The 19,723-nt window shown below is 55.1% G+C and carries 18 protein-coding genes and 1 riboswitch; of the genes, 14 read left to right on the plus strand and 4 right to left on the minus strand.

All coding sequences use genetic code 11. The features are described 5' to 3' along the window. Positions 1-19: 19 nt before the first annotated feature. A riboswitch (SAM riboswitch) is annotated at positions 20-124 on the plus strand. Between the two features lie 72 nt (positions 125-196). The 3 genes from KNO58_RS03690 to KNO58_RS03700 are packed head-to-tail and all read left to right on the plus strand — an operon-like array spanning position 197 to position 2,696. Further along, a complete protein-coding gene (locus KNO58_RS03690) occupies positions 197-1,018 on the plus strand; it encodes a MetQ/NlpA family ABC transporter substrate-binding protein (protein ID WP_214751940.1) in 822 nt (273 codons plus the stop codon). A gap of 9 nt (positions 1,019-1,027) precedes the next feature. After that, positions 1,028-2,062, plus strand: coding sequence for a methionine ABC transporter ATP-binding protein (locus KNO58_RS03695; RefSeq protein ID WP_214751941.1), 1,035 nt, complete (start codon positions 1,028-1,030; stop codon positions 2,060-2,062). After that, a complete protein-coding gene (locus KNO58_RS03700; protein ID WP_034777647.1) occupies positions 2,034-2,696 on the plus strand; it encodes a methionine ABC transporter permease in 663 nt (220 codons plus the stop codon). The genes KNO58_RS03695 and KNO58_RS03700 overlap by 29 nt, the downstream gene beginning before the upstream one ends. Before the next feature lie 28 nt (positions 2,697-2,724). Here the strand turns inward: KNO58_RS03700 and KNO58_RS03705 are convergent, their stop codons facing one another. Next, positions 2,725-3,120 (minus strand): Spx/MgsR family RNA polymerase-binding regulatory protein, encoded by a 396-nt coding sequence (locus KNO58_RS03705; RefSeq protein ID WP_214751942.1) that lies wholly within the window; start codon positions 3,118-3,120, stop codon positions 2,725-2,727. A 162-nt stretch (positions 3,121-3,282) separates the two neighbouring features. On the opposite strand from KNO58_RS03705, the gene KNO58_RS03710 reads away from it, so the two are divergent. From KNO58_RS03710 to KNO58_RS03730, 5 genes are all read left to right on the plus strand, one after another. After that, complete coding sequence (locus tag KNO58_RS03710) at positions 3,283-3,666, plus strand: DUF302 domain-containing protein (protein ID WP_214751943.1); 384 nt, start codon at positions 3,283-3,285, stop codon at positions 3,664-3,666. A 105-nt stretch (positions 3,667-3,771) separates the two neighbouring features. After that, a complete protein-coding gene (locus tag KNO58_RS03715; RefSeq protein WP_214751944.1) occupies positions 3,772-5,064 on the plus strand; it encodes a hypothetical protein in 1,293 nt (430 codons plus the stop codon). A gap of 11 nt (positions 5,065-5,075) precedes the next feature. Further along, positions 5,076-6,332, plus strand: a complete 1,257-nt coding sequence (locus tag KNO58_RS03720) for a hypothetical protein (RefSeq protein WP_214751945.1) — start codon at positions 5,076-5,078, stop codon at positions 6,330-6,332. A 34-nt stretch (positions 6,333-6,366) separates the two neighbouring features. After that, positions 6,367-6,771 carry a PNPOx family protein gene (locus KNO58_RS03725; protein WP_214751946.1) on the plus strand — a complete coding sequence of 135 codons (405 nt, stop codon included), beginning with the start codon at positions 6,367-6,369 and terminating at the stop codon, positions 6,769-6,771. Positions 6,772-6,973: 202 nt separating this feature from the next. After that, entirely contained in the window at positions 6,974-7,879 is a 906-nt protein-coding gene (locus KNO58_RS03730) for a methyl-accepting chemotaxis protein (RefSeq protein ID WP_214751947.1), read from the plus strand. Positions 7,880-7,915: 36 nt separating this feature from the next. On the opposite strand, the gene KNO58_RS03735 is transcribed toward KNO58_RS03730, so the two are convergent. Further along, positions 7,916-8,572: a M48 family metallopeptidase gene (locus KNO58_RS03735; protein WP_214751948.1), complete on the minus strand. Its 657-nt coding sequence runs from the start codon at positions 8,570-8,572 to the stop codon at positions 7,916-7,918. Between the two features lie 116 nt (positions 8,573-8,688). Here KNO58_RS03735 and KNO58_RS03740 point away from each other — a divergent pair, with 116 nt between their 5' ends. The 3 genes from KNO58_RS03740 (at position 8,689) to KNO58_RS03750 (ending at position 12,285) form a co-directional block, all read left to right on the plus strand. Next, complete coding sequence (locus tag KNO58_RS03740; protein ID WP_214751949.1) at positions 8,689-9,861, plus strand: MalY/PatB family protein; 1,173 nt, start codon at positions 8,689-8,691, stop codon at positions 9,859-9,861. 70 nt (positions 9,862-9,931) lie between these two features. Then, entirely contained in the window at positions 9,932-11,143 is a 1,212-nt protein-coding gene (locus KNO58_RS03745; protein WP_214751950.1) for a hypothetical protein, read from the plus strand. Further along, positions 11,140-12,285, plus strand: a complete 1,146-nt coding sequence (locus KNO58_RS03750) for a hypothetical protein (protein ID WP_214751951.1) — start codon at positions 11,140-11,142, stop codon at positions 12,283-12,285. The genes KNO58_RS03745 and KNO58_RS03750 overlap by 4 nt, the downstream gene beginning before the upstream one ends. 63 nt (positions 12,286-12,348) lie before the next feature. On the opposite strand, the gene KNO58_RS03755 is transcribed toward KNO58_RS03750, so the two are convergent. Both KNO58_RS03755 and KNO58_RS15455 read right to left on the minus strand, forming a co-directional pair. Further along, complete coding sequence (locus KNO58_RS03755) at positions 12,349-13,359, minus strand: tyrosine-type recombinase/integrase (RefSeq protein WP_214751952.1); 1,011 nt, start codon at positions 13,357-13,359, stop codon at positions 12,349-12,351. Between the two features lie 15 nt (positions 13,360-13,374). Next, positions 13,375-14,430 (minus strand): GGDEF domain-containing protein, encoded by a 1,056-nt coding sequence (locus tag KNO58_RS15455; RefSeq protein WP_214751953.1) that lies wholly within the window; start codon positions 14,428-14,430, stop codon positions 13,375-13,377. Between the two features lie 353 nt (positions 14,431-14,783). Between KNO58_RS15455 and KNO58_RS03765 the strand changes: the two genes are divergently transcribed. The 3 genes from KNO58_RS03765 (at position 14,784) to parC (ending at position 19,693) form a co-directional block, all read left to right on the plus strand. Beyond that, positions 14,784-15,188, plus strand: a complete 405-nt coding sequence (locus tag KNO58_RS03765; protein WP_021067467.1) for a CoA-binding protein — start codon at positions 14,784-14,786, stop codon at positions 15,186-15,188. Between the two features lie 129 nt (positions 15,189-15,317). Next, the gene (gene parE, locus KNO58_RS03770) at positions 15,318-17,285 is read left to right on the plus strand and encodes a DNA topoisomerase IV subunit B (RefSeq protein WP_214751954.1); all 1,968 of its coding nucleotides are present in this window, start codon (positions 15,318-15,320) and stop codon (positions 17,283-17,285) included. A gap of 2 nt (positions 17,286-17,287) precedes the next feature. Then, on the plus strand, positions 17,288-19,693 hold the full coding sequence (parC, locus tag KNO58_RS03775; RefSeq protein WP_214751955.1) for a DNA topoisomerase IV subunit A: 2,406 nt from the start codon (positions 17,288-17,290) through the stop codon (positions 19,691-19,693). The last annotated feature ends 30 nt before the right edge of the window (positions 19,694-19,723 follow it).

The raw sequence follows: 19,723 nt of genomic DNA on the forward strand, positions 1-19,723 counted from the left end.
AACAACTTAATAGACCGATTGCTTATCAAGAGTGGTGGAGGGACTGGCCCTGTGAAACCCGGCAACCAGATCGTAATGATCATGGTGCTAATTCCAACAGACGAAATCGTCTGGGAGATGAGCGTGTCCGACTTTGACTTGTCGTGCCCGCCACTCTGAATGAGTAGCGGGCTTTCATTTTGGAGGAGGAAAACACATGAACATCAAACAGAAAACAGTACTTGCAGGAACATCACTACTCGCCGCCATCGCACTATCGGCATGCGGACAATCGGACGCGAGCGAGGCGCTCAGCACGGAGGCGCTCACGATCGGCGTCACGGGTGGGCCGCACCAACAGATTGCCGAGAAAGTGAAAGAACTCGCGGCCGAGGACGGACTCGAGCTCGATATCAAAGTGTTCAACGACTACAATACGCCGAACACAGCGCTCGCCGAGGGCAGCCTAGACGTCAACAGCTATCAGACGCTCTCATTCCTCGAACTGCAAAAAGCCGATAAAGACTATAAAATCGACGACGTGTTCAAGACCGTCGCCTTCCCGATGGGTCTCTACTCAGAGAAGTTGACGGACATTAAAGATTTAAAAGAAGGCGACAAGGTCGCTGTCCCGAACGACCCGGCGAACGAGTTGCGGGCGCTACGTCTGTATGAGACAGCGGGACTCATCACGCTGAAGGAGGGCTTGACGGACAAGGCGACGAAACGCGATATCGCCGAGAACCCGCTCAACCTTGAATTCATCGAGCTCGAGGCGTCGCAGCTCCCGACCCAGCTCCCGGAAGTCGCGCTCGCGGCCATCAACACGAATTTCGCGATGGGTGCCGGCCTGTCCATCAACGAGGACGCTTTGTTCCACGAGGACACGGTCGACAACCCGTATCCGAACTACGTCGTCGTCCGCACCGACAACAAGGATGACGAAGTCGTCGCCACGCTCAAATCGTACTATCACTCGGACGAGGTCCGGACGTTCATCGAAGAGACGTTCGACGGCTCGATCGTCCCGGCGTTTTAAGGAGGGCCTATGATCGCACTTAAAGGCATCACGAAGACGTTCACGGTAAATAAAAGTGCCGTCACCGCACTCGACGACGTCTCGCTCACCATCGAGAAAGGCGAGATCTTCGGTATCATCGGGCGAAGCGGGGCCGGCAAGAGCACGCTCATCCGTATGATCAACCTGCTCGAACGCCCGACGTCGGGCCAGGTCGAAATCGAAGGACAGGACATCACGAGACTCGACAAACGAGGGCTCTCGAAGCTGCGTCATCGCATCGGGATGATTTTCCAACATTACAACCTGCTGAAGACGGCGACCGTCGAAGAGAACGTCGCCATCCCGCTCCGTCTCGAGGGGCTTGATAAGCGCACGATCCGTGAGCGTGTCGAAAAGTATCTCGACATCGTCGGATTGACGGACCATCGGAAACATTACCCGGAGCAATTGTCGGGCGGACAGAAGCAACGTGTCGCCATCGCCCGCGCCCTCGCACACGAACCGGACATCCTGCTCAGCGACGAGGCGACGAGCGCGCTCGACCCGGAGACGACCGAGTCGATTCTCGACCTGTTGCTCGACATCAATCGCGAGCTCGGGCTGACGATTTTCTTGATCACACACGAGATGGAAGTCATCGAGCGCATCTGTGACCGGGTCGCCGTCATCGAGGCCGGCCGGATCATCGAGGAAGGGGATGTGCTCGACGTGTTCTCGGACCCGCAGCATGCGACGACGCGCAAATTCTTGAAAACGAACCTCGATGTCCCAAAAGAGGTCGTCGACGAATTGAGCACGCACGGGACGCTCGTCAACTTGTCGTTCATCGGCCATCAAAGTGAACAGGCCGTGCTCGCCCAATTGACGAAACGGTTCGGCTTACTGCCGAACATCATCGGGGGCGGCATCAAAAAGTTGAAAGGTGGTCTCGTCGGTAATCTGCTCGTCCATTTGGACGGCGATGAGGCCCAGACCGACCAAGCCGTCCGTTTCTTAGAGGCGAGCGGTGTGAAAGTGAAGGAGGTGACGAACCATGCTTCAGTTTTGGGAAAATTGGGGTGACTTGATTTGGACGGGGACGATTCAGACGCTCACGATGACCGGCATCGCGCTCGTCATCTCGACGTTGATCGGACTGCCGCTCGGGACGCTGCTCGTCTTGACGCGACCGAACGGCCGGCTCGCCAACCGTTATTTCTACGGCATCTTATCGAGTGTCATCAACGTCGTCCGTTCGATCCCGTTCATCATCCTCTTGTTCTTCATCCTCCCGTTCACCCGCTTCATCATGGGAACGACGATCGGCGTCCAAGGCGTGCTGTTACCGCTAATCGTGTTCACGGCCCCGTATATCGCGCGACTCATGGAGTCGGCGCTGCTCGAGGTCGACCGCGGCGTCGTCGAGGCGTATGAGGCGATGGGCATCTCGACCCGGAAAATCATCTGGTACGTATTGATTCGGGAGGCCCGCTCCTCGATTGTGCTCGGTTTGACGATCGCGACGATCGGTTTGATCGGGGCGACCGCGATGGCCGGACTCGTCGGGGCCGGTGGACTCGGCGATATCGCCTATCAGTACGGGCATCTCCGCTTCGAGCCGGAGGTCATGTATGTGACCATCTTCGTCTTGATTCTGCTCGTCCAATCGATTCAGTCATTCGGCAACCGCTTGGCGGCCCGGCTCAAGAAGGCATAACAAAAAGAGCTCTGCTTCGGCAGGGCTCTTACTTGTTGTCGAGCAATCGTTTCAATTCGGCGATGCGGTCATGGCGCGGGATGAATGTGCGAATCTCTTTCTCGCTGAACCCGATTTGAATCCGATTATCATCGACAACGATCGGACTCTTCAAAATCTGGGGATGCGATGCCACGAAGCTGTACAGCTCACGGAGCGACATCTCGTCAAGTTGATCCGCCGCTTGTTTGTACACACTCTTTTGGACGGACAACAGGTCGGTCGTCCCGTTCTCGGTGAGGCGGAGCATGTCTTTGAACTCGTTGAACGACATCCCTTGGTCCGTCAATTTCTTCTCGATGAACGGGATATTCTGTTCACGTAACCAATCGAGCGTCTTACGGGAAGAACTGCAGCTTGTATGTGTGAATACGGTGACCGTCACGGCAACCACTTCTCCTTTACGTAAGGTTGGACTTCTTTATCTTCTCTCATCCATACGTAATGGACGTCGAATATGTTTCAAATCACATATACTTTTTTCACGATTTGTTGATCCTCAGTTCGGGTACATGACGAGAGAGACTACAATCGAGGAGGGATTTACATGTTTGATTATACGGTCAAGACCGATCAGACGGTCGAAGCGGTCGTCGAGAAGCTGAAAACGACGCTCAAAGAAGAAGAGTTCGGGGTGCTCTGGGACTTCAATTTGAGTGAGACGCTCGAAGAGAAAGGCCAGCCAATTGAGGGGGACTATCGTATCCTCGAGGTATGCAATCCGAAAGAGGCGAAGAAAGTCATCACGGCGCACCGAGAAGGCGGGTATTTCCTCCCATGTAAGCTTGCCGTGTTCACAAAGGACGGGGCGACCCATGTCGGGATGCCGAAGCCGACGAAACTGATCGAACTGATTGAGGATGAATCGCTTCAAACTGTGGCCCGTGACGTCGAGACGCGATTGACGCGTGCGATTGATCAAGCCGTCTAATTGATACACGTATCCCGTCCATGAAAGTGGACGGGTTTTTCGTATTCCCACCTAAAGTCATATAATGGTAAAATTGGTACAAACAGATGGTAAGGGGCGGATGTTTTGAGAAAGTTAGTCGGTTTACTTGTGTTATCCACCGGGTTATTGGTCGGATGCAGGGAGGAAAAGCCAGACGTCGTCAACTTGTCGTACGTCAACGCACATTGGACTGTCAGTAAGTATTCACTCGAACAACCTGAGGAGATTGAGGCGGTCGGTGAGACGCTACAGGCCTGTACCGGGAAATTGACGACTGAATTGAAGGGAGACTTGACGGTTTACGATACGGTCATTGCGAATTGCCATCCGATGACAGACACCGGCGAAGAGTATGCGTATAAAGCGGTGACCTACATAAAAGGGGATGAGCATTATGTGCTTTGTCGTGACGTGCTCTCGGAACGCTTTCAAGCCGAGGTCATCGATGCGTTCCCTCACTTCGTCAATACTGAGAAAGGGAACCACATACAGCGAATCCCGTTCATCGAACCTGCTGGTGAGAGCGCCGAAGCAACATTCCTCGATGCGGATGAATTAATGGATCCGAGTAATGCTGTCGAACCTTTTCTTGATACCCTCGTCACGTTCACACCGGCCGTCCACGGCGAGATGGAATTGACGATTGGAGATCGACCGGTCCAATTTCCGTTGGTGATGTTCGACCCGACGATGGCGCATATGGACGAGATTAAAGTCGCAATCGGATATCATCCTGAAGAACAGAAACCATATGTGTTGATGAAGCTCGCGGACATGTTTTTCTCGGTGAGTCCGATAGATGAAATCGTCGACCCGTTGAATGGGGAACGGTTATATGAGGAGTTGACAGTTAAACGCCTGCCGCTCCAATCGGAACTGTTGCCCGACAAGTCCTATCCACTGTACGAGTTCAATTATACCCGTGAAGGAAAGCCGGTGACCGAGATGGTGACCATCACATATCGTGCCAAGGAACTGTTGACGACTTCCGAACAAAAGGCGCTCAAGGACAATCCGGACGAGCAGTATATGCCGACTGTGAGCGGTCCACTGATTTACCTACACGAGAAACCGTTCAACAACGAATCGATTTTGACGTATCCGACCGTGTTGCGTGCGTCTGGGAACGAGATGGACGACCTGATTCAAGCAATCGACGGCGCTGAGCCGACCAACCGCTCGGGCGATGCAGGGGAGTATCCGTACCTCACAATCGTCGACGGGCTTAAAGGTCAAGAATTTGAGGTGACATATAAACAGCGCTCGAAGAAGCTGGACGTTTACGTGACCGACCGAGTGACTGAGGAGACGTACAAACTGACGAGCGAAGGGGCTGAGACATTCTTGTCCTATTTCCCTGATTTGAAGAAGAAATGAGTGGCTTGAACATGAAGAAACGAACGCTAATGACATTGTCACTGTTGTGGTTGACGGCAGGCTGCTCGGAAGATATTGACGTCGTCCGTTATGGTCATATCGAGGAACATTGGCAGGCCGAGCGGGTTACGATGAACAGTCAGGAGCCTGTAGTGGATGCCGAACCAATCTTGAACCAATGTGAAGACGGTGAACCCCTGTCCGAACTGAATGGAGAGACGTTTTCCGTGCTTGGAATGGCGTATGCGACCCGGGCCCCGCTTATGAATGATGACTATTATGGATATAGTTTTAATGAAGTGACCTATGTCGAGGGGGATACAATCTATGCGCTCTGTAAATCAGACCGGATGGACGGGATGGAAGGGTATCGGGCCGTCGAGCTTGCAGAAAGACCTGCCTACTTGAAAGACGAGGTCGGAACTGAAATGTCTGCTCTTCCGACCGTCTATATCGCGACCGAGAATGAACGGGCTGCGTTACATAAGCCGGACGCCTTCTATGACAATGGACAAGACATCGAACCGTATCCGGTCACACTTATGAGGATTTCGCCTGGATTTAGTGGCACGGTCGAGATTGGGATTGGAGAAGGGGGCTACTTTACCCCATCTTTCCACTTTTTGCCGAACCTTAGACCGTCCGATGTGTTTATCGCATTAGGACGAGATAAGGCCACGAACATGCCTCATCTGCTCCAGTCTTATGGTGGAGACAAGGCTCGCTATTCCTCCTCCATTTTACAAGATGCCGATTTGCTCAACGGGGCTGACAGTTTAACCTTCCGTCGAATCCATAACGGTGGCACGATGGAACCGATGACAGCCTATCCGCTATATGACGTCACGATTGACGTGGACGGACAAAACGTAACAAAAACCGTGTCGATGCGCTATCGAACGAGCCCTCTCTTGACCGATTCTGCAGATCAAGACGAGATAGCGGTCGCTTACCTCCATCAGTATCCGTATCACCGGGAAGTCCCGCTCCCTTACCCTGATGCTGTGAACGTGAGCGGCAAAGCATATAACCAGTTGGTCGAAGCCATCGAGACCGCGCGCCCGTCGACGAAGAGTGGTGAAATGAATGACTATAAGTATTTGACGCTGTTGCGTGGGAATCTCGGTCAACAGTTCGAAGTCAGTTATCAGCAACGGTCGAAAAAAGTCGATGTCTATGTGAAGGACGTGAAGACCGGGAAAGTGTTCAAACTGTCGAGCGCCGGGGCGGAGACGTTCCAACAGCTGTTCCCGCAGGCGTTCGAATGAATGGATTGGACGTAAATCGAGGAGGGATGCCCCGTTGAAACGCATGTTGTCAGGATGTGTCATCTGTATGGGACTGCTTCTTGGCGGTTGTGCCGGTAGCGAGGAAGACTTGGATCCGTCTCGCATCGACTATCAGACGTTAAACACGGATGGTGCCTATGGACCGATACGCATCATTACCGACGCTGAGACGATTACTCAGCTTGATCGAACGACGGATGAGGTTGAATGGGAAGACCAACCCGTTCCAATCGAGCGGGACCCGGATGTGAGAGCGACGTTCGTCTATACGCCGGACGATGCGCCCGAGCGTTCGCTCGACTTCGGAATCTGGTACGAAGAACAGATGATGGGTGGCATCAATCCAAAGGATAGCCGCGGTGAACTTAACGCCGCACAAGTCACGTTGTTGCAAGCCATCTTCGATCAATCGAAATGATTGAGGGCCCGTGCCTGGCACGAGCCCTTTTGTTTATGGTCTCATCGAGAATGACTGGAAAACACTTCAAATTCAAGATATTGACTCGATTTCAAAAACTGATGCTATTCAGGATTTTTCGCACAAGGTACACTAGAATTCCGCTACATTACAGGAAGAAAGCACTACAGGAAATCGAGAAAAGAAGGTAGGAATAATCGGAATGAAACTGACAACAACCGCTAGCCTCTCATCCCCTGACGTGCTCCGCGCCCTCGAAGCCAACGTGGCGATGATACGATTCGACCGTCAACGACGCGTCGTCGATGTGAACGACCTTTTCGCCAAGGCGATGAAATATAAACGTGATGAAATGATTGGGATGCACCATCACTTGTTCTGCACACCAAGTTTCGTCAGCAGCCCCGACTATCAAGCGTTTTGGAACAAGCTGTTCGACGGATTCAGTTCGGCCGACAAAATCGAACGGATTGACGCCCGAGGTGACTCGATTTGGCTCGAGGCGACGTATATGCCAATTTATGAACAAGACGAGGTCGTCGGTGTCGTAAAAATCGCCTCCGACATCACGAGTCGCCAACAAACGATTGAGGAATATGCGCGCTCGTTTCGTGACATGGCCGATAACCTTGACGACCGGGCCCGTCGTGGCATGGAGGAGAGTCAACAGCTGAAGCAGACGATCGAACGGCTCGACGCGGACTCGAATCAGAACTTGAAGATGCTTGCGAACTTGCAGGAGCAGGCAGCCGAGATCACGAAAATCGCCAGTACGATTAAAGAGATTGCCGCCCAAACGAACCTGTTGTCACTCAACGCCGCCATCGAGGCCGCGCGGGCAGGGGAGCACGGACTCGGTTTCAATGTCGTCGCGACCGAGGTCCGGAACTTGTCACGTCTCGTCGAACGCGCCGTCATCGAAGTGCGTGCGAACACGGACGGGATGAACAAAGAACTCGTCTCGATCGTCGACGGTGTCACTCGCTCCAGTGCAGACATCCAAGAGAGTGTGCGCATCATGGAACAGACGCTCGAGCGGTTCGCACATATCGAACAGTCGGCCGAATCACTGAACGGCACGGCCGAGCGGTTCACGTCCGCCATCTAAAAAACCAATCGGACATGCCCCGTGAGAAGGGCACGTTCAATTGGTTTTTTTGATTTGCAGTGTATGGCCATACTGTTTCAACCAGGCCATCGCGCCGGTGACATCAGGATAGACTGATGCGAGCGTCGACCAGAACGCTTTCGAGTGGTCGAAATGGACGAGATGGGCCCATTCGTGGGCGATGACGTAATCCATTACTTCTTTTGGAGCGAGCATGAGCCGGACGTTGATGGAAATCGTACCGGTCGAACTGCACGACCCCCAGCGCGTCTTTTGATGGCCGATGCGAATCCGGTTCGCCTTCACGCCGAGCATACGTTCATAATGGGGCGCACGCGTCGTGACATAAGTGAGAGCCCGTTCGCGAAGCCAGGCCTCGTACGCTTCCCGAAGTGATGACTCGTCCCACGTAGCGGGACAGTGAAAGTTTTCACCGTCGAAGCGGAACGTCGTCTCGGAATCACATTTGATGAGCAAGAACGTCTCCCCATGAAGAAGCAGTCTGTCATCGGGCAAGACGTCACGCTTAGGTAGTGCCGCGAGGCGTTCCGCGATCCAGCCGGCATGATTCGATAAAATCGTCTCGACGACCCGGTTCGGGAGTCGCGCCGGAATCCGCAGCTCGATGCCGTCCGGTGTCACGAAAAAGGCTGCTCGTTTCCGGCGTTTATGGCGGATGACGGTCACGGTCATCGGGTTCACCTCCTTGAAGTATCTTGGTCGATTATAGCCGACACGCCCCGAATCTGCCATCGTTTTGCGGACTCATGCGCTCGTTTTTTGTTACAGTAGATGTAGGAGGGATGAACATGAAATCAATCTTACATCAATCGCTTGACCGGACGGGAACGGATTCAGTGAAATGGGACGGTCTCGACAGATGGTTCCATTTGAAAGAGGACGTCTTGCCGCTCTGGGTCGCAGACATCGATATTCGCACAGCGCCGTCCATCTCAGAGGCGCTCACGGCACGGGCAGCGACAGGGGAGTTCGGGTATACGCTGTTCTCGAGAGACGCGCAAGCCGCCGTGAGTTCATGGTACGACCGCCGTCACAAGCTCAAGGTCGATGCCAATCACGTACTGTTCTCGAACGGCGTCGTGCCTGGATTGACACACATCGTCGAGGCGTTGACCGAGGAAGGAGACGGAATCGTCATCCAATCGCCCGTCTACCCGCCGTTTCATGAACTCGTGACCGGGTTGAAACGGGAGTTGCTCGATGCCCCGCTCCGTCAAACTGATGGCCGCTACGAGATGGACTTTGATGCGCTTGAGACGCAGATGCGCAAGGCGAAGCTGTTCTTGCTCTGCTCGCCGCATAACCCGGTCGGACGGGTATGGACCGAGGCCGAGCTGAAGCAAGTTGTCGAACTGGCGCGTCGCCATGACGTCATCCTCGTCGCGGATGAGATTCATGCCGACTTGACTTATCCGTCACAACGACACACCGCTCTCAACCGCCTCGATGACGATGTCATCACGGTGAGTGCCCCATCGAAGGCGTTCAATATCGCCGGGTTGTTCGCATCGTATATCATCTGTCCGGACGATGCGATGCGCAAGCGGATCATCCAAGTACAGAACAAACACCATGTGCTGCCGACACCGTTCGCGAACACGGCCATCACCGCCGCCTATGCGGACCCGCGGGCCGAGCGTTGGCTCGACCAGTTGACGGCCGAACTCGAGGAGCAGGCGAGTTACCTCGTCGAGCGGTTCCAGGAAGAATTGCCCCAATTGAAGACGTTCCTGCCTGAGGCGAGTTATCTCCTTTGGATCGACTTCGCGGCGCTCAACTTAGAACCGGAAGCGCGAAAGAAGTGGCTGCATGAGGACGTCCGCCTGTTCTTGTCGCCAGGTCGCCCGTTCGGCGAGTCGGGCCAGACGTTCGAACGAATCAATTTCGGGACGTCCCGCGCCATTCTCGACGAGGCGTTCAAACGTCTCCGTGAACATGCTGACGGAAAGGCGTTTGTATGAATCAAGAAACGGGAAAAATTTCACAATGAGCCACACGAGAACGATGGCCACGGAAAGCGAGTGAATGTGAATGGAGACGATCAATTGGAAAAAGAAGATGGAGGAACAACTGAGGCGTAGCGGATTCACGTTACAAGTCGAGAACATGGCCAACCTCGGTCTGACGGAGATTCATGCGTCATCATCCCCATTGATCTCGTATCCGCTCCGGATTCGCCTGTACGTCCGCATGGGGTGGCTCATGTGCACGGTCGATGCGACATCGGTCGACCGGAACGAGGACCATCCGCTGTTCGAACGGATGATTGCCGCCGTGTTCGAGCGCATCGTCCGACACTTGTATCACGCCTATGACTTCCATGTCTTGACGTATATCGGCAATACCGGCAACTATATCGCACCGAAAGAATCAGAGACGGGAGAAATCGTGCGCTTGCTCGCGCAACTGTGGACCGACCGCTCCTATCTGCACCTCGAGACGTATGAAGAGTATCCGGCCCTATATGTGACACCACCTTGGGCGCACCAAGCCTACGCGTTCGAAAGCACCGAGGACGAATGGATTATCTATGCGGGCCGGAGCGGCCGTCCGGCGACGGACTATCGCGCCGACGGGACCGAGCTCAAACCGCATCGACTGGCCGAAGGGGACCTGTTCTTCCCGGTGCATCGCATCAAAAAGGACCGCGGCACGCTCGCGCTCGCCGAATGGATACGGCTTGAGCGTCGCGAGGTCGAGGATTTCATGCTCGCCTTCATGAAGACGATTCAGAAATTCGACCCTGCCTTCGGCTATTCATGGGGTGGGACAGATACGTTTTTCCACGGGGTTCCGGTTGAGCCGTATGCACAAGTGCTCCGGCTCGAGAGCGGAAAACGGCGCTACCGGGTCATGAACAATTCGGCCAAGCGGCTGTTCGCCGTCGCGAACGACCCGCTTGAATGTTTGAAGGAAGTGGAGCAGACGCTCCGGACGGTCCGTTTGCCGGAGCAACGGGTCTCCTCGCTCGGCCAGCTCGTGATGGGCATTTGGCAGCAGTTCGAGCCCGATGAATCGACCTATATCCAGGAAGTCGCCTATCGCGGCATTTCCCAGTTCCAAATCGAAGAAAAGATTGGCCATGCGTTGGCGAACCGCCAACGCGTCCGCTGGGTCGAGAAGTCCGACCCGCACCAATCCATCATCGAGTTCGCCCATCTTCGGATTTCATTCCCAAAACGACCACCCGGTATCGTCACCGTCGAGCCGGTTGAATCTTCCTATGAGAGAGGTGCCCTATGAGAATCGTCGACGCACGTGCCATGTCAATCAGCCATGAGGATTTAATCGCCGTCACCGAGACGTCCGTCTACTATCGGGAGAAGACTGGCGAGACGAGTTTCTCGATTTATCGTTATGATGAAGAGGATGGTGCCGTCACACCGATCAGTCATCGTGTCTATGAAGACTACGGCATCTCGAAGCTGTTCGTCAGTGATGCCCGCGTCTATTTCTTGAACGAAACGCCAGACCGGACCGGTGTCGTCCGCACGGAGTTGATTGCGTTCGACTACCGCTCCGGACAAGAGGATGTGCTGGCGACGTTCGAGAAACGCGGCAACAGCACGCTCTATTGGGTGCTCGCGGACCGTTACTTCCTCTTCTTGACGAGTTTTGGCGATACCGACGAGGCTTGGTTGTATGATGCGGAGACGGCGTTCCAAGAGCGGGTCCGCGACGAGCGGCTCGTCGGCCATGCCGGCAAGTTCCGTGAGCTCTATCTGTTCTCGACCGAACTCGATGGCGTGCCATACGTCGTCTGTAACGCCCGCTTGGATGAGTTTGCCTATTATGAGGCACTCGAGGACGGACGGGTCTCTCCGGACGATGCAATCGACCATTCGGAGGCGATTCTAATCTGTTCGCTCGATGAGGCGGTCGAGGCGATTCGGTCCCGTCAAGACGAGATCCCGTTCGAGGACTTGATCCGTCTGCATGGGGAAGGGGACACGGTCCAATACTTGGGTGAACGGGACAAGCGTCTCCGGTTCTCGACATTCGTCGACGAGGCGAACGAGGAGACGATTTATGAGCTGACCGCTCCGGACGTACTCCGTGAAGTGGCTGTCGTCGACTGGGGTGCCTATGAACCGCTTGACTTCACCTACGATGATGTCGGCTCGACGATTTTCATCAAGGTCGAAGAATCGGCGGACCACACCGAACTGATTGACGCGACGACCGGGGCCCGTTTCCTCGACACGGCGCCGTTCGAGCGCGTGCTCGCCTCGAACTATTTCATCCATGAGTCGGCGGATGAGAGTGGTGGTGGTGGGGGCGTGAGCGTCTTCAATCTCGAGACGAACGAGCGACAAATGTTCGAGGACGCCTATTACACGGTGCTCGATGAGACGATTGTCATCCTTTCGACAAAGCAGTTATAACGAAAACACCTGAACCAATCATCGCGATCGGTTCAGGTGTTTTATATAGGTTTACATAATAAGTTATCGTAAACCTATCATGGCTTGTTTTTTCTTCTCGTCGCCGATATGGGCATATACTTGTGTCGTCGCCACCGATTCGTGACCGAGCAGCTGTTGAATCGTCAGCACGTCAATCCCACTCATAGCGAGCCGGGAGGCGAACGTATGCCGGAGTTTATGCGGCGTGACCTGTTTATGCGTCAAGAACGGCAAATACGGTTTCAAACGGTCGATGTGTCCCTTCAACGTGTGTTGCACCGTCCGCACCGAGATGCGCTTGCCTCGCTCCGATTGGAACAGCGGACCTGACCCGTGACGTCGAAAGGTGTCGAGGAGCGGCTCGAGCGGGGAGGCGATTGGGATGACCCGTTCCTTGTTGCCTTTCCCGATGACGCGAATCGTTCCGCTTTCGCGGTCGATATCGTTCCAATCGAGACCGACGAGTTCCGAGACACGCATGCCGGTCAAACCGAGCAGTTGAATCATCAAGAAATCACGGTCTCGATTGCGCTCGTACCAGCTCGCCTCGCGGTCGGACATACCGACGTTGCTGCGGACGAGCGTCGAGAAGTCGAGCCACTCCTGCTCCGTCAAATAGACCGGGTTGCGTTTGGCACGCTTCGGCCGCTCGACCGCCTGGAACGGGTTGTGGGCCGTAACGCCCGTCTCAATCAAATGGTTGAACAGCGATTGCATCGTGGACAATTTACGGTTGATGACGCTCGGGGCGTTATCGAGCTCGAGTGCGAGATACGTCGCGTACGCCTCGGCCCCCGCGTGATCAAACTCGACGAACGAGTCAATCTCGACCGTCGAAGGGTCGACCTCAGATGCGCTGGCGGCCTCGACCCAGCGGAAAAAATCTAGAAAGTCATACAGATAGCGCTGCGCGGTCTGTTCGGAATAGTGTTTGGCGGCCAGGTGGTTCAAGAAACGCTGGATGAAGCTCGGCATGCGCTCGTAGCCGCTCAAGTTAAAACGTTTCGTCGCAACCTTCGTCGGCGCCTGTCCGAGTTGGCGAAATATACTCAAAAGATCTCTCCTTGCTTACTGATGGATTGACGTGACGATCCGGTCCTTGCCTTCCTGTTTGCCGGCCCGGAGCCGGTCGTCCGCCTCTTTGACGAGCGTGTCGACGGCCTCGAAACCGGTCCGTGTCGTGACGCCGAACGTCATCGTGACACTGAGCCGACGGCCGTCATAAATCGTCTCGAGTGCTTTGATGCGTTGCCGCAAGCGCTCAACCGTCTCCATGGCCTCGGTCGCGGACTGGTCCGTCAAGAAGATGAGGAACTCCTCGCCGCCCCAGCGGATGGCGATTCCGTCGGTTCGGGTTAATGCGGAGGCGACTTGTTTGAGCACGAGGTCACCGCAGTCGTGCCCGTGTTGCTCGTTGAACACCTTGAAGTGGTCGATGTCTCCTAGCGCGACGGCGTATGGCCGACCGCTGATGACGGCCTCGCGAATCCCGTCTTCGACCAACCGATAACCGGTCGTCCGATTATACAAACCGGTCAGCCCGTCCCGTGAGGCGAGCGTGTGTAACCGTTCGTTCGTCCGCTCGAGTTCGGACGTCACCTCGACGACGGACCCTTCGAAGATGAACGACAGACCGGCAATCAAGGCGATCGTCGACAAGAGGCAAAAGAGGCCCAAGATTTGCTCGAACGATGGCGTGAGCGGTTGCGTCCCTGTCGTCACATTCACGTATAGGAAACCGTAGATGGTCATGGCGAGCATCGTCGAGGCGACCCGGATGGACCGACTGACGTTCGGCATGAAGAACACGCCATAGGCGACCATGATGATGAAATAGTGGACGTTCGCACCCCAACCGAGCACGACCGTCGAGATGATGGCGTTATAGACAACCTCGACGAACAGGCCGACAAAGAACGCCCGATAATATCGTTTATGTACAAAATAAAAGGATAGCGTGTAATAGAGAACACTGAGTAGATTCGACCAGGCGAGTACCGTGACATCGAGTTGCCAAAACGTGATCAAGAACACGACGTGGATGAGCCAAGCGAGCGCGTTCCCGTAAAAAGTGATGCGGTAATTGTATAGTGTACCGCGACGTTCCTCATAGGCAGTTCCCACGCGAACACCTCCTGACTCTAAGTATACCGAACTGACATCGATTTGCCCATGGGCGTTCGAGAATCGAGTCAATCGTGTCCTTGCGAACGCTTTAAATGCGTACATATAATTGCGTGAAATAGATATTTCACGCAACGTTCGTTCGCACTGCATTTTCATCCGAGACACACATCGACCTGAGAACCGGAGAAAAAACGTCATATAATATGGTTTACATAATAAGTTATGGTGAACCAATTGATTTGTTTTAAAAATTTGAAAGAGTTACAGTTGTATGATAAAAGAAAATAAAGCTTGAAACGGTGATTCAGGTAAAGGTACACTGAGAACGTAAACAAAAGGGGGATTTCAGGATGGACGATCAACGTTTGAAACAATGGCTCACCGAGGCGAAGACGATCGCTGTCGTCGGCGTGTCAGCGAACCCGAACAAGACCGCGAACCAAATCGCGGACTATTTGATTCTGCAAGGTTACACAGTCATCCCTGTCAATCCGACGCTCGAGACGTGGAACGGACGCAAAGTCTATCCGACGGTCGAGAGCATCCCGGGGCGCGTCGATATCGTCGACGTCTTCCGACGCAATGAGTATTTGGCCGGCGTGGCCGAAGATGCCGTCCGACATGGGGATGTCGGTCTCGTCTTTAACCAGCTCGGGCTCACCAGCCCGGACGCCGAGCGGATCGCTCGCGATGCCGGACTCGACTACATCGAAAATCGATGCATCTATGTCGAGCACGCCCGCCTTCTCGGTTAAGACCTACCTCCTTGGTAGGTCTCCTTTTTTTCACGAGCCCAGCTCGCGGAGGGAGGCTTGCCAGAATTTAAAAACAGCTATACAATAGGTAAGAAAAACGAACGTGTGTTCGAAATTGAGGTGACGAAGATGTCAACAGACTTATTTAACTACAATGAAGACGCCATCCAGGTGCTCGAAGGACTGACTGCCGTCCGGAAACGTCCGGGGATGTACATCGGTTCGACCGACCATCGCGGCTTGCACCATCTCGTCTATGAGATCGTCGATAACGCAATCGATGAGGCGCTCGCCGGATTCGGTGGCCAAATCGATGTGACCATCCATAAAGATGACGCCATCACGGTACGAGACCACGGGCGTGGGATGCCGACGGGGATGCACGCCTCCGGGAAACCGACGCCAGAGGTCATCTTCACGGTCCTTCACGCCGGCGGTAAGTTCGGCCAAGGCGGCTACAAGACGTCAGGTGGACTCCACGGGGTCGGCGCCTCGGTCGTGAACGCACTCTCGAGCAAGGTCCTCGTGACGATTTATCGCGACGGCAAAGTGTTCGAGCAGACGTTTGCCGACGGCGGGATCCCGCAGACGACGCTCCTCGAGACCGGAAAGACGCGTCAGACAGGGACGAGCGTCTACTTCAAACCGGACGCCTCGATCTTCTCGACGACGACATACAACTACGACACGCTTGCCGAACGGCTCCGTGAATCAGCCTTCCTATTAAAAGGATTGACGATCACGCTGACGGACGAGCGCTCTGGAAAAGAAGAGACGTTCCATTACGAGGAAGGGATTGCCGAGTTCGTCCAATATTTGAACGACGACAAGGCAACGCTTCATCCGATCGTCTACTTCGAAGGGACGGAGAACGATATCGAGCTCGAGCTCGCCTTCCAGTTCACGGACGCCTATTCCGAGAACGTCCTCTCGTTCGTCAACAACGTCCGGACACGTGATGGCGGTACGCACGAGGTCGGCGCCAAGACGGCGATGACCCGCATCGTGAACGAGTACGCCCGTAAGAACGGATTGTTGAAGGAAAAAGACAAGAACCTCGACGGCGGAGACGTCCGTGAAGGCTTGACGCTCATCGTCTCGGTACGGATCCCGGAAGAGTTCCTCCAATTCGAGGGGCAGACGAAGTCGAAACTCGGCTCGCCGGAGGCCCGCACGAGCGCCGATGGTGTCATGGCCAAACAACTGACGATCTTCCTCGAGGAGAATCCGCAGATGGCGACGATGCTCATCAAGAAGGCGATTCGTGCCGCCCAGGCCCGCGAAGCCGCCCGGAAAGCCCGGGAAGAGGCTCGCAACGGCAAGAAGAAGAAACGTTCGAGCATCTTGAACGGGAAACTGACTCCGGCGACGTCTAAGAACGCCGCCAAGAACGAACTGTTCCTCGTCGAGGGTGACTCGGCCGGCGGTTCGGCCAAACAGGGCCGTGACCGGACGTTCCAGGCCATCCTGCCGCTGCGCGGGAAGGTCATCAACTCGGAGAAGTCGAAACTCCAGGACATCATGAAGAACGAGGAGATCAACACGATCATCCACGCGATCGGGGCCGGGGTCGGCCACGACTTCGACCTCGAGGACTGCAACTTCGACAAAATCATCATCATGACCGATGCCGATACGGACGGGGCCCACATCCAAGTGCTCTTGTTGACGTTCTTCTTCCGTTATATGCGCCCGCTCGTCGAGGCCGGCAAAGTGTTCGTCGCCTTGCCACCGCTCTATCGGATTTCGAAAGGGAAAGGCAAGTCGGAACAGTTCGAGTATGCTTGGGACGAAGAGGCGCTCGAGAAGCTCGTCAAAGTGTATAAGAAGGGCTATATCCTCCAACGCTACAAAGGTCTCGGTGAGATGAACGCCGACCAGCTGTGGGAGACGACGATGAACCCGGACACACGGACGCTCATCCGTGTCACGGTCGACGACGCTGCCGTCGCCGACAAGCGTGTCTCGGTGCTCATGGGAGACAATGTCGCCCATCGCCGTGAGTGGATCGAGGAGAACGTCGCCTTCGGCCTCCAGGAAGATGATTCGATCATCGCCAATGAACACGTGACTAAAGCGATTGAGGAAGTGATGTAACGATGTCGACGATTCAACACATTTTAAACTTGTCGCTCGAACAGGTCGTCGGTGACCGCTTCGGGCGTTACTCGAAATATATCATCCAGGACCGGGCCCTCCCGGACGCGCGCGACGGCCTCAAACCCGTTCAGCGCCGCATCCTGTATGCGATGCACCATGAAGGTAACACGAACGAGAAACCGTACCGCAAATCGGCCAAGACGGTCGGGAACGTCATCGGTAACTATCACCCGCACGGTGACAGTTCCGTCTATGAGGCGATGGTACGCCTGTCGCAGGACTGGAAGTTGCGTTACCCGCTCATCGACATGCACGGGAACAACGGCTCGATGGATGGCGACTCGGCTGCCGCGATGCGGTATACCGAGGCTCGTCTGTCGAAGATTGCCGGTGTCATGCTGACGTCGATCTCGAAGAACACGGTCGACTATACGCCGAACTTCGACGATTCGACCGAGGAGCCGCTCGTCTTGCCGTCACTCCTCCCGAACCTGCTCATGAACGGGACGACGGGGATCTCTGCCGGTTATGCGACCGAGATTCCGCCTCACAACTTGACCGAGGTGCTCAACCTCGCCATCGCTCGCTTGAAGGGCGAGGTCGAGACGACGAATGACGCGTTCCGTTATATGCAAGGACCTGACTTCCCGTCTGGCGGGATCGTCATGGGCAAAGACGGTATTTTGAAGGCGTTCGAGACCGGCAAAGGCAAGGTCATCATCCGTGCCAAATCGGTCATCGAGCCGCTCAAGGGAGGTCGTGAACAGATCACGATCACCGAGCTTCCATATGAGGTGAACAAGGCGAACCTCGTCAAGAAGATGGAAGAGCTCCGTCTCGACCGTAAAGTCGAAGGTGTCGCTGAAGTCCGTGACGAGACCGACCGGACCGGCGTCCGTGTAGTCATCGAGTTGAAGAAGGAAGCCGATGCGGAAGGTGTGCTCCATTTCTTCTTGAAGCATACCGACCTGCAACTCGCCTATAACTACAACATGGTCGCCATCGTCAACCGGACACCGAAACAGATGGGCCTGTTGCCGATCATCGACGCATACTTGAAGCATGTCGAAGAAGTCGTCACCCGACGCACGACGTTCGAACTCGACCAGGCGAAGAAACGCGCCGAAATCGTCGACGCGCTCGAACAGGCCATCTCGGTCTTGGACGAGACGCTCGAACTCATCCGGTCGGCCAAAGACAAGTCCGAGGCGAAGCAGAAGCTCATGGAGCGGTTCTCGTTCTCGGACCGCCAAGCCGAAGCGGTCGTCATGCTCCAACTCTACCGGTTGACGAACACGGATATCGTCGAGCTCCAGAAAGAGGCGAAGGCACTCCAGAAAGAAATCACCCGCCTCGCCAACATCTTGAACGTCGACGCCACGAAACGGAAGCTCATCTCGAAAGAGTTGACGGCGCTCCGTGACGAGTTCGGCGACGCGCGGCGCTCGGTCATCGAGTCCGAGGTCGAAGAGTTGAAACTGAAGACCGAAGTCATGATCGCCGTCGAAGAGACGATGGTGTTCGTCAGTCGTGACGGGTACGTCAAACGCTCATCGATGCGATCGTATGGCGCCTCGAGCGACGATATGCCGGACATGAAGCAGAAAGACCGTCCTGTCCTCGTCACTCAGGCGATGACGACGGATCACTTGCTTGTCTGGACGAACAAAGGCAGCTACTTGCTCATCCCGGTCCATCAGATTCCGGAGTCTAAATGGAAGGACGCCGGACAACATGTCGCCAACCTCGTGCCGATCGAAGGCGAACAAGTCGTCTCGGCCGATGTCGTCTCGACGTTCGACACCGACGCGCACTGTCTGTTCGTGACGCGTGAAGGGATGGTCAAACGGACGCCGCTCCGTGACTATGACGCCCAACGCAAGTCGAAGGCGCTCATGGCGCTCAAGCTGAAAGGCGACGACGAGGTCGTCTTTGCGGGCATCAGTGACGGGCCAGGCCAACTGTTCCTCGTCTCCGAGCGCGGTTACGGCCTCTGGTTCAAAGAAGATGACGTGCCGGTCGTCGGCCAGCGGGCCGCCGGTGTCAAAGCGATGAACTTGAAGGATGGGGACATGGTCGCCGATGCCTTCGCCTTCTTCACACCGCCACTGTTCGTCCTCGTGACGCAACGTGGAGCGGTCAAGAAGATGAAGCTCGAGGACCAGTTCGACTGCACGAACCGTAATTTGCGCGGGACGATGCTCATCCGCGAAGTCAAATCGAAACCGCACCAGATTCGTCGTGTGCTCCCGGTCCATGACGATGAGACGCTCCACATCATCGGGAAAGAGAAAGCGAAGACGGTCAAGACGAAGCAATTGACGCTTCTAGACCGCTACGCTAATGGCTCGTTCGTGTTTGATGAAGAGACGTTCGGAGAGATTGAGGACGTGTACCTCGATTAACGTATGAACCCCTGTACAACAGACGTTGTG

The organism is Exiguobacterium sp. J17977, assembly GCF_018616375.1.
GTDB lineage: Bacteria > Bacillota > Bacilli > Exiguobacteriales > Exiguobacteriaceae > Exiguobacterium > Exiguobacterium mexicanum.

Excerpts from the sequence above, each read along its gene's own strand:
- KNO58_RS03720 (WP_214751945.1), top strand. The coding sequence starts at position 5,076 with ATGAAGAAACGAACGCTAATGACATTGTCACTGTTGTGGTTGACGGCA.
- parC (WP_214751955.1), top strand. The coding sequence starts at position 17,288 with ATGTCGACGATTCAACACATTTTAAACTTGTCGCTCGAACAGGTCGTC.
- KNO58_RS03690 (WP_214751940.1), top strand. The coding sequence starts at position 197 with ATGAACATCAAACAGAAAACAGTACTTGCAGGAACATCACTACTCGCC.
- KNO58_RS03750 (WP_214751951.1), top strand. The coding sequence starts at position 11,140 with ATGAGAATCGTCGACGCACGTGCCATGTCAATCAGCCATGAGGATTTA.
- KNO58_RS03740 (WP_214751949.1), top strand. The coding sequence starts at position 8,689 with ATGAAATCAATCTTACATCAATCGCTTGACCGGACGGGAACGGATTCA.
- KNO58_RS03700 (WP_034777647.1), top strand. The coding sequence starts at position 2,034 with ATGCTTCAGTTTTGGGAAAATTGGGGTGACTTGATTTGGACGGGGACG.
- KNO58_RS03745 (WP_214751950.1), top strand. The coding sequence starts at position 9,932 with ATGGAGACGATCAATTGGAAAAAGAAGATGGAGGAACAACTGAGGCGT.
- parE (WP_214751954.1), top strand. The coding sequence starts at position 15,318 with ATGTCAACAGACTTATTTAACTACAATGAAGACGCCATCCAGGTGCTC.
- KNO58_RS03765 (WP_021067467.1), top strand. The coding sequence starts at position 14,784 with ATGGACGATCAACGTTTGAAACAATGGCTCACCGAGGCGAAGACGATC.
- KNO58_RS03735 (WP_214751948.1), bottom strand. The coding sequence starts at position 8,572 with ATGACCGTGACCGTCATCCGCCATAAACGCCGGAAACGAGCAGCCTTT.
- KNO58_RS03710 (WP_214751943.1), top strand. The coding sequence starts at position 3,283 with ATGTTTGATTATACGGTCAAGACCGATCAGACGGTCGAAGCGGTCGTC.
- KNO58_RS03730 (WP_214751947.1), top strand. The coding sequence starts at position 6,974 with ATGAAACTGACAACAACCGCTAGCCTCTCATCCCCTGACGTGCTCCGC.
- KNO58_RS03695 (WP_214751941.1), top strand. The coding sequence starts at position 1,028 with ATGATCGCACTTAAAGGCATCACGAAGACGTTCACGGTAAATAAAAGT.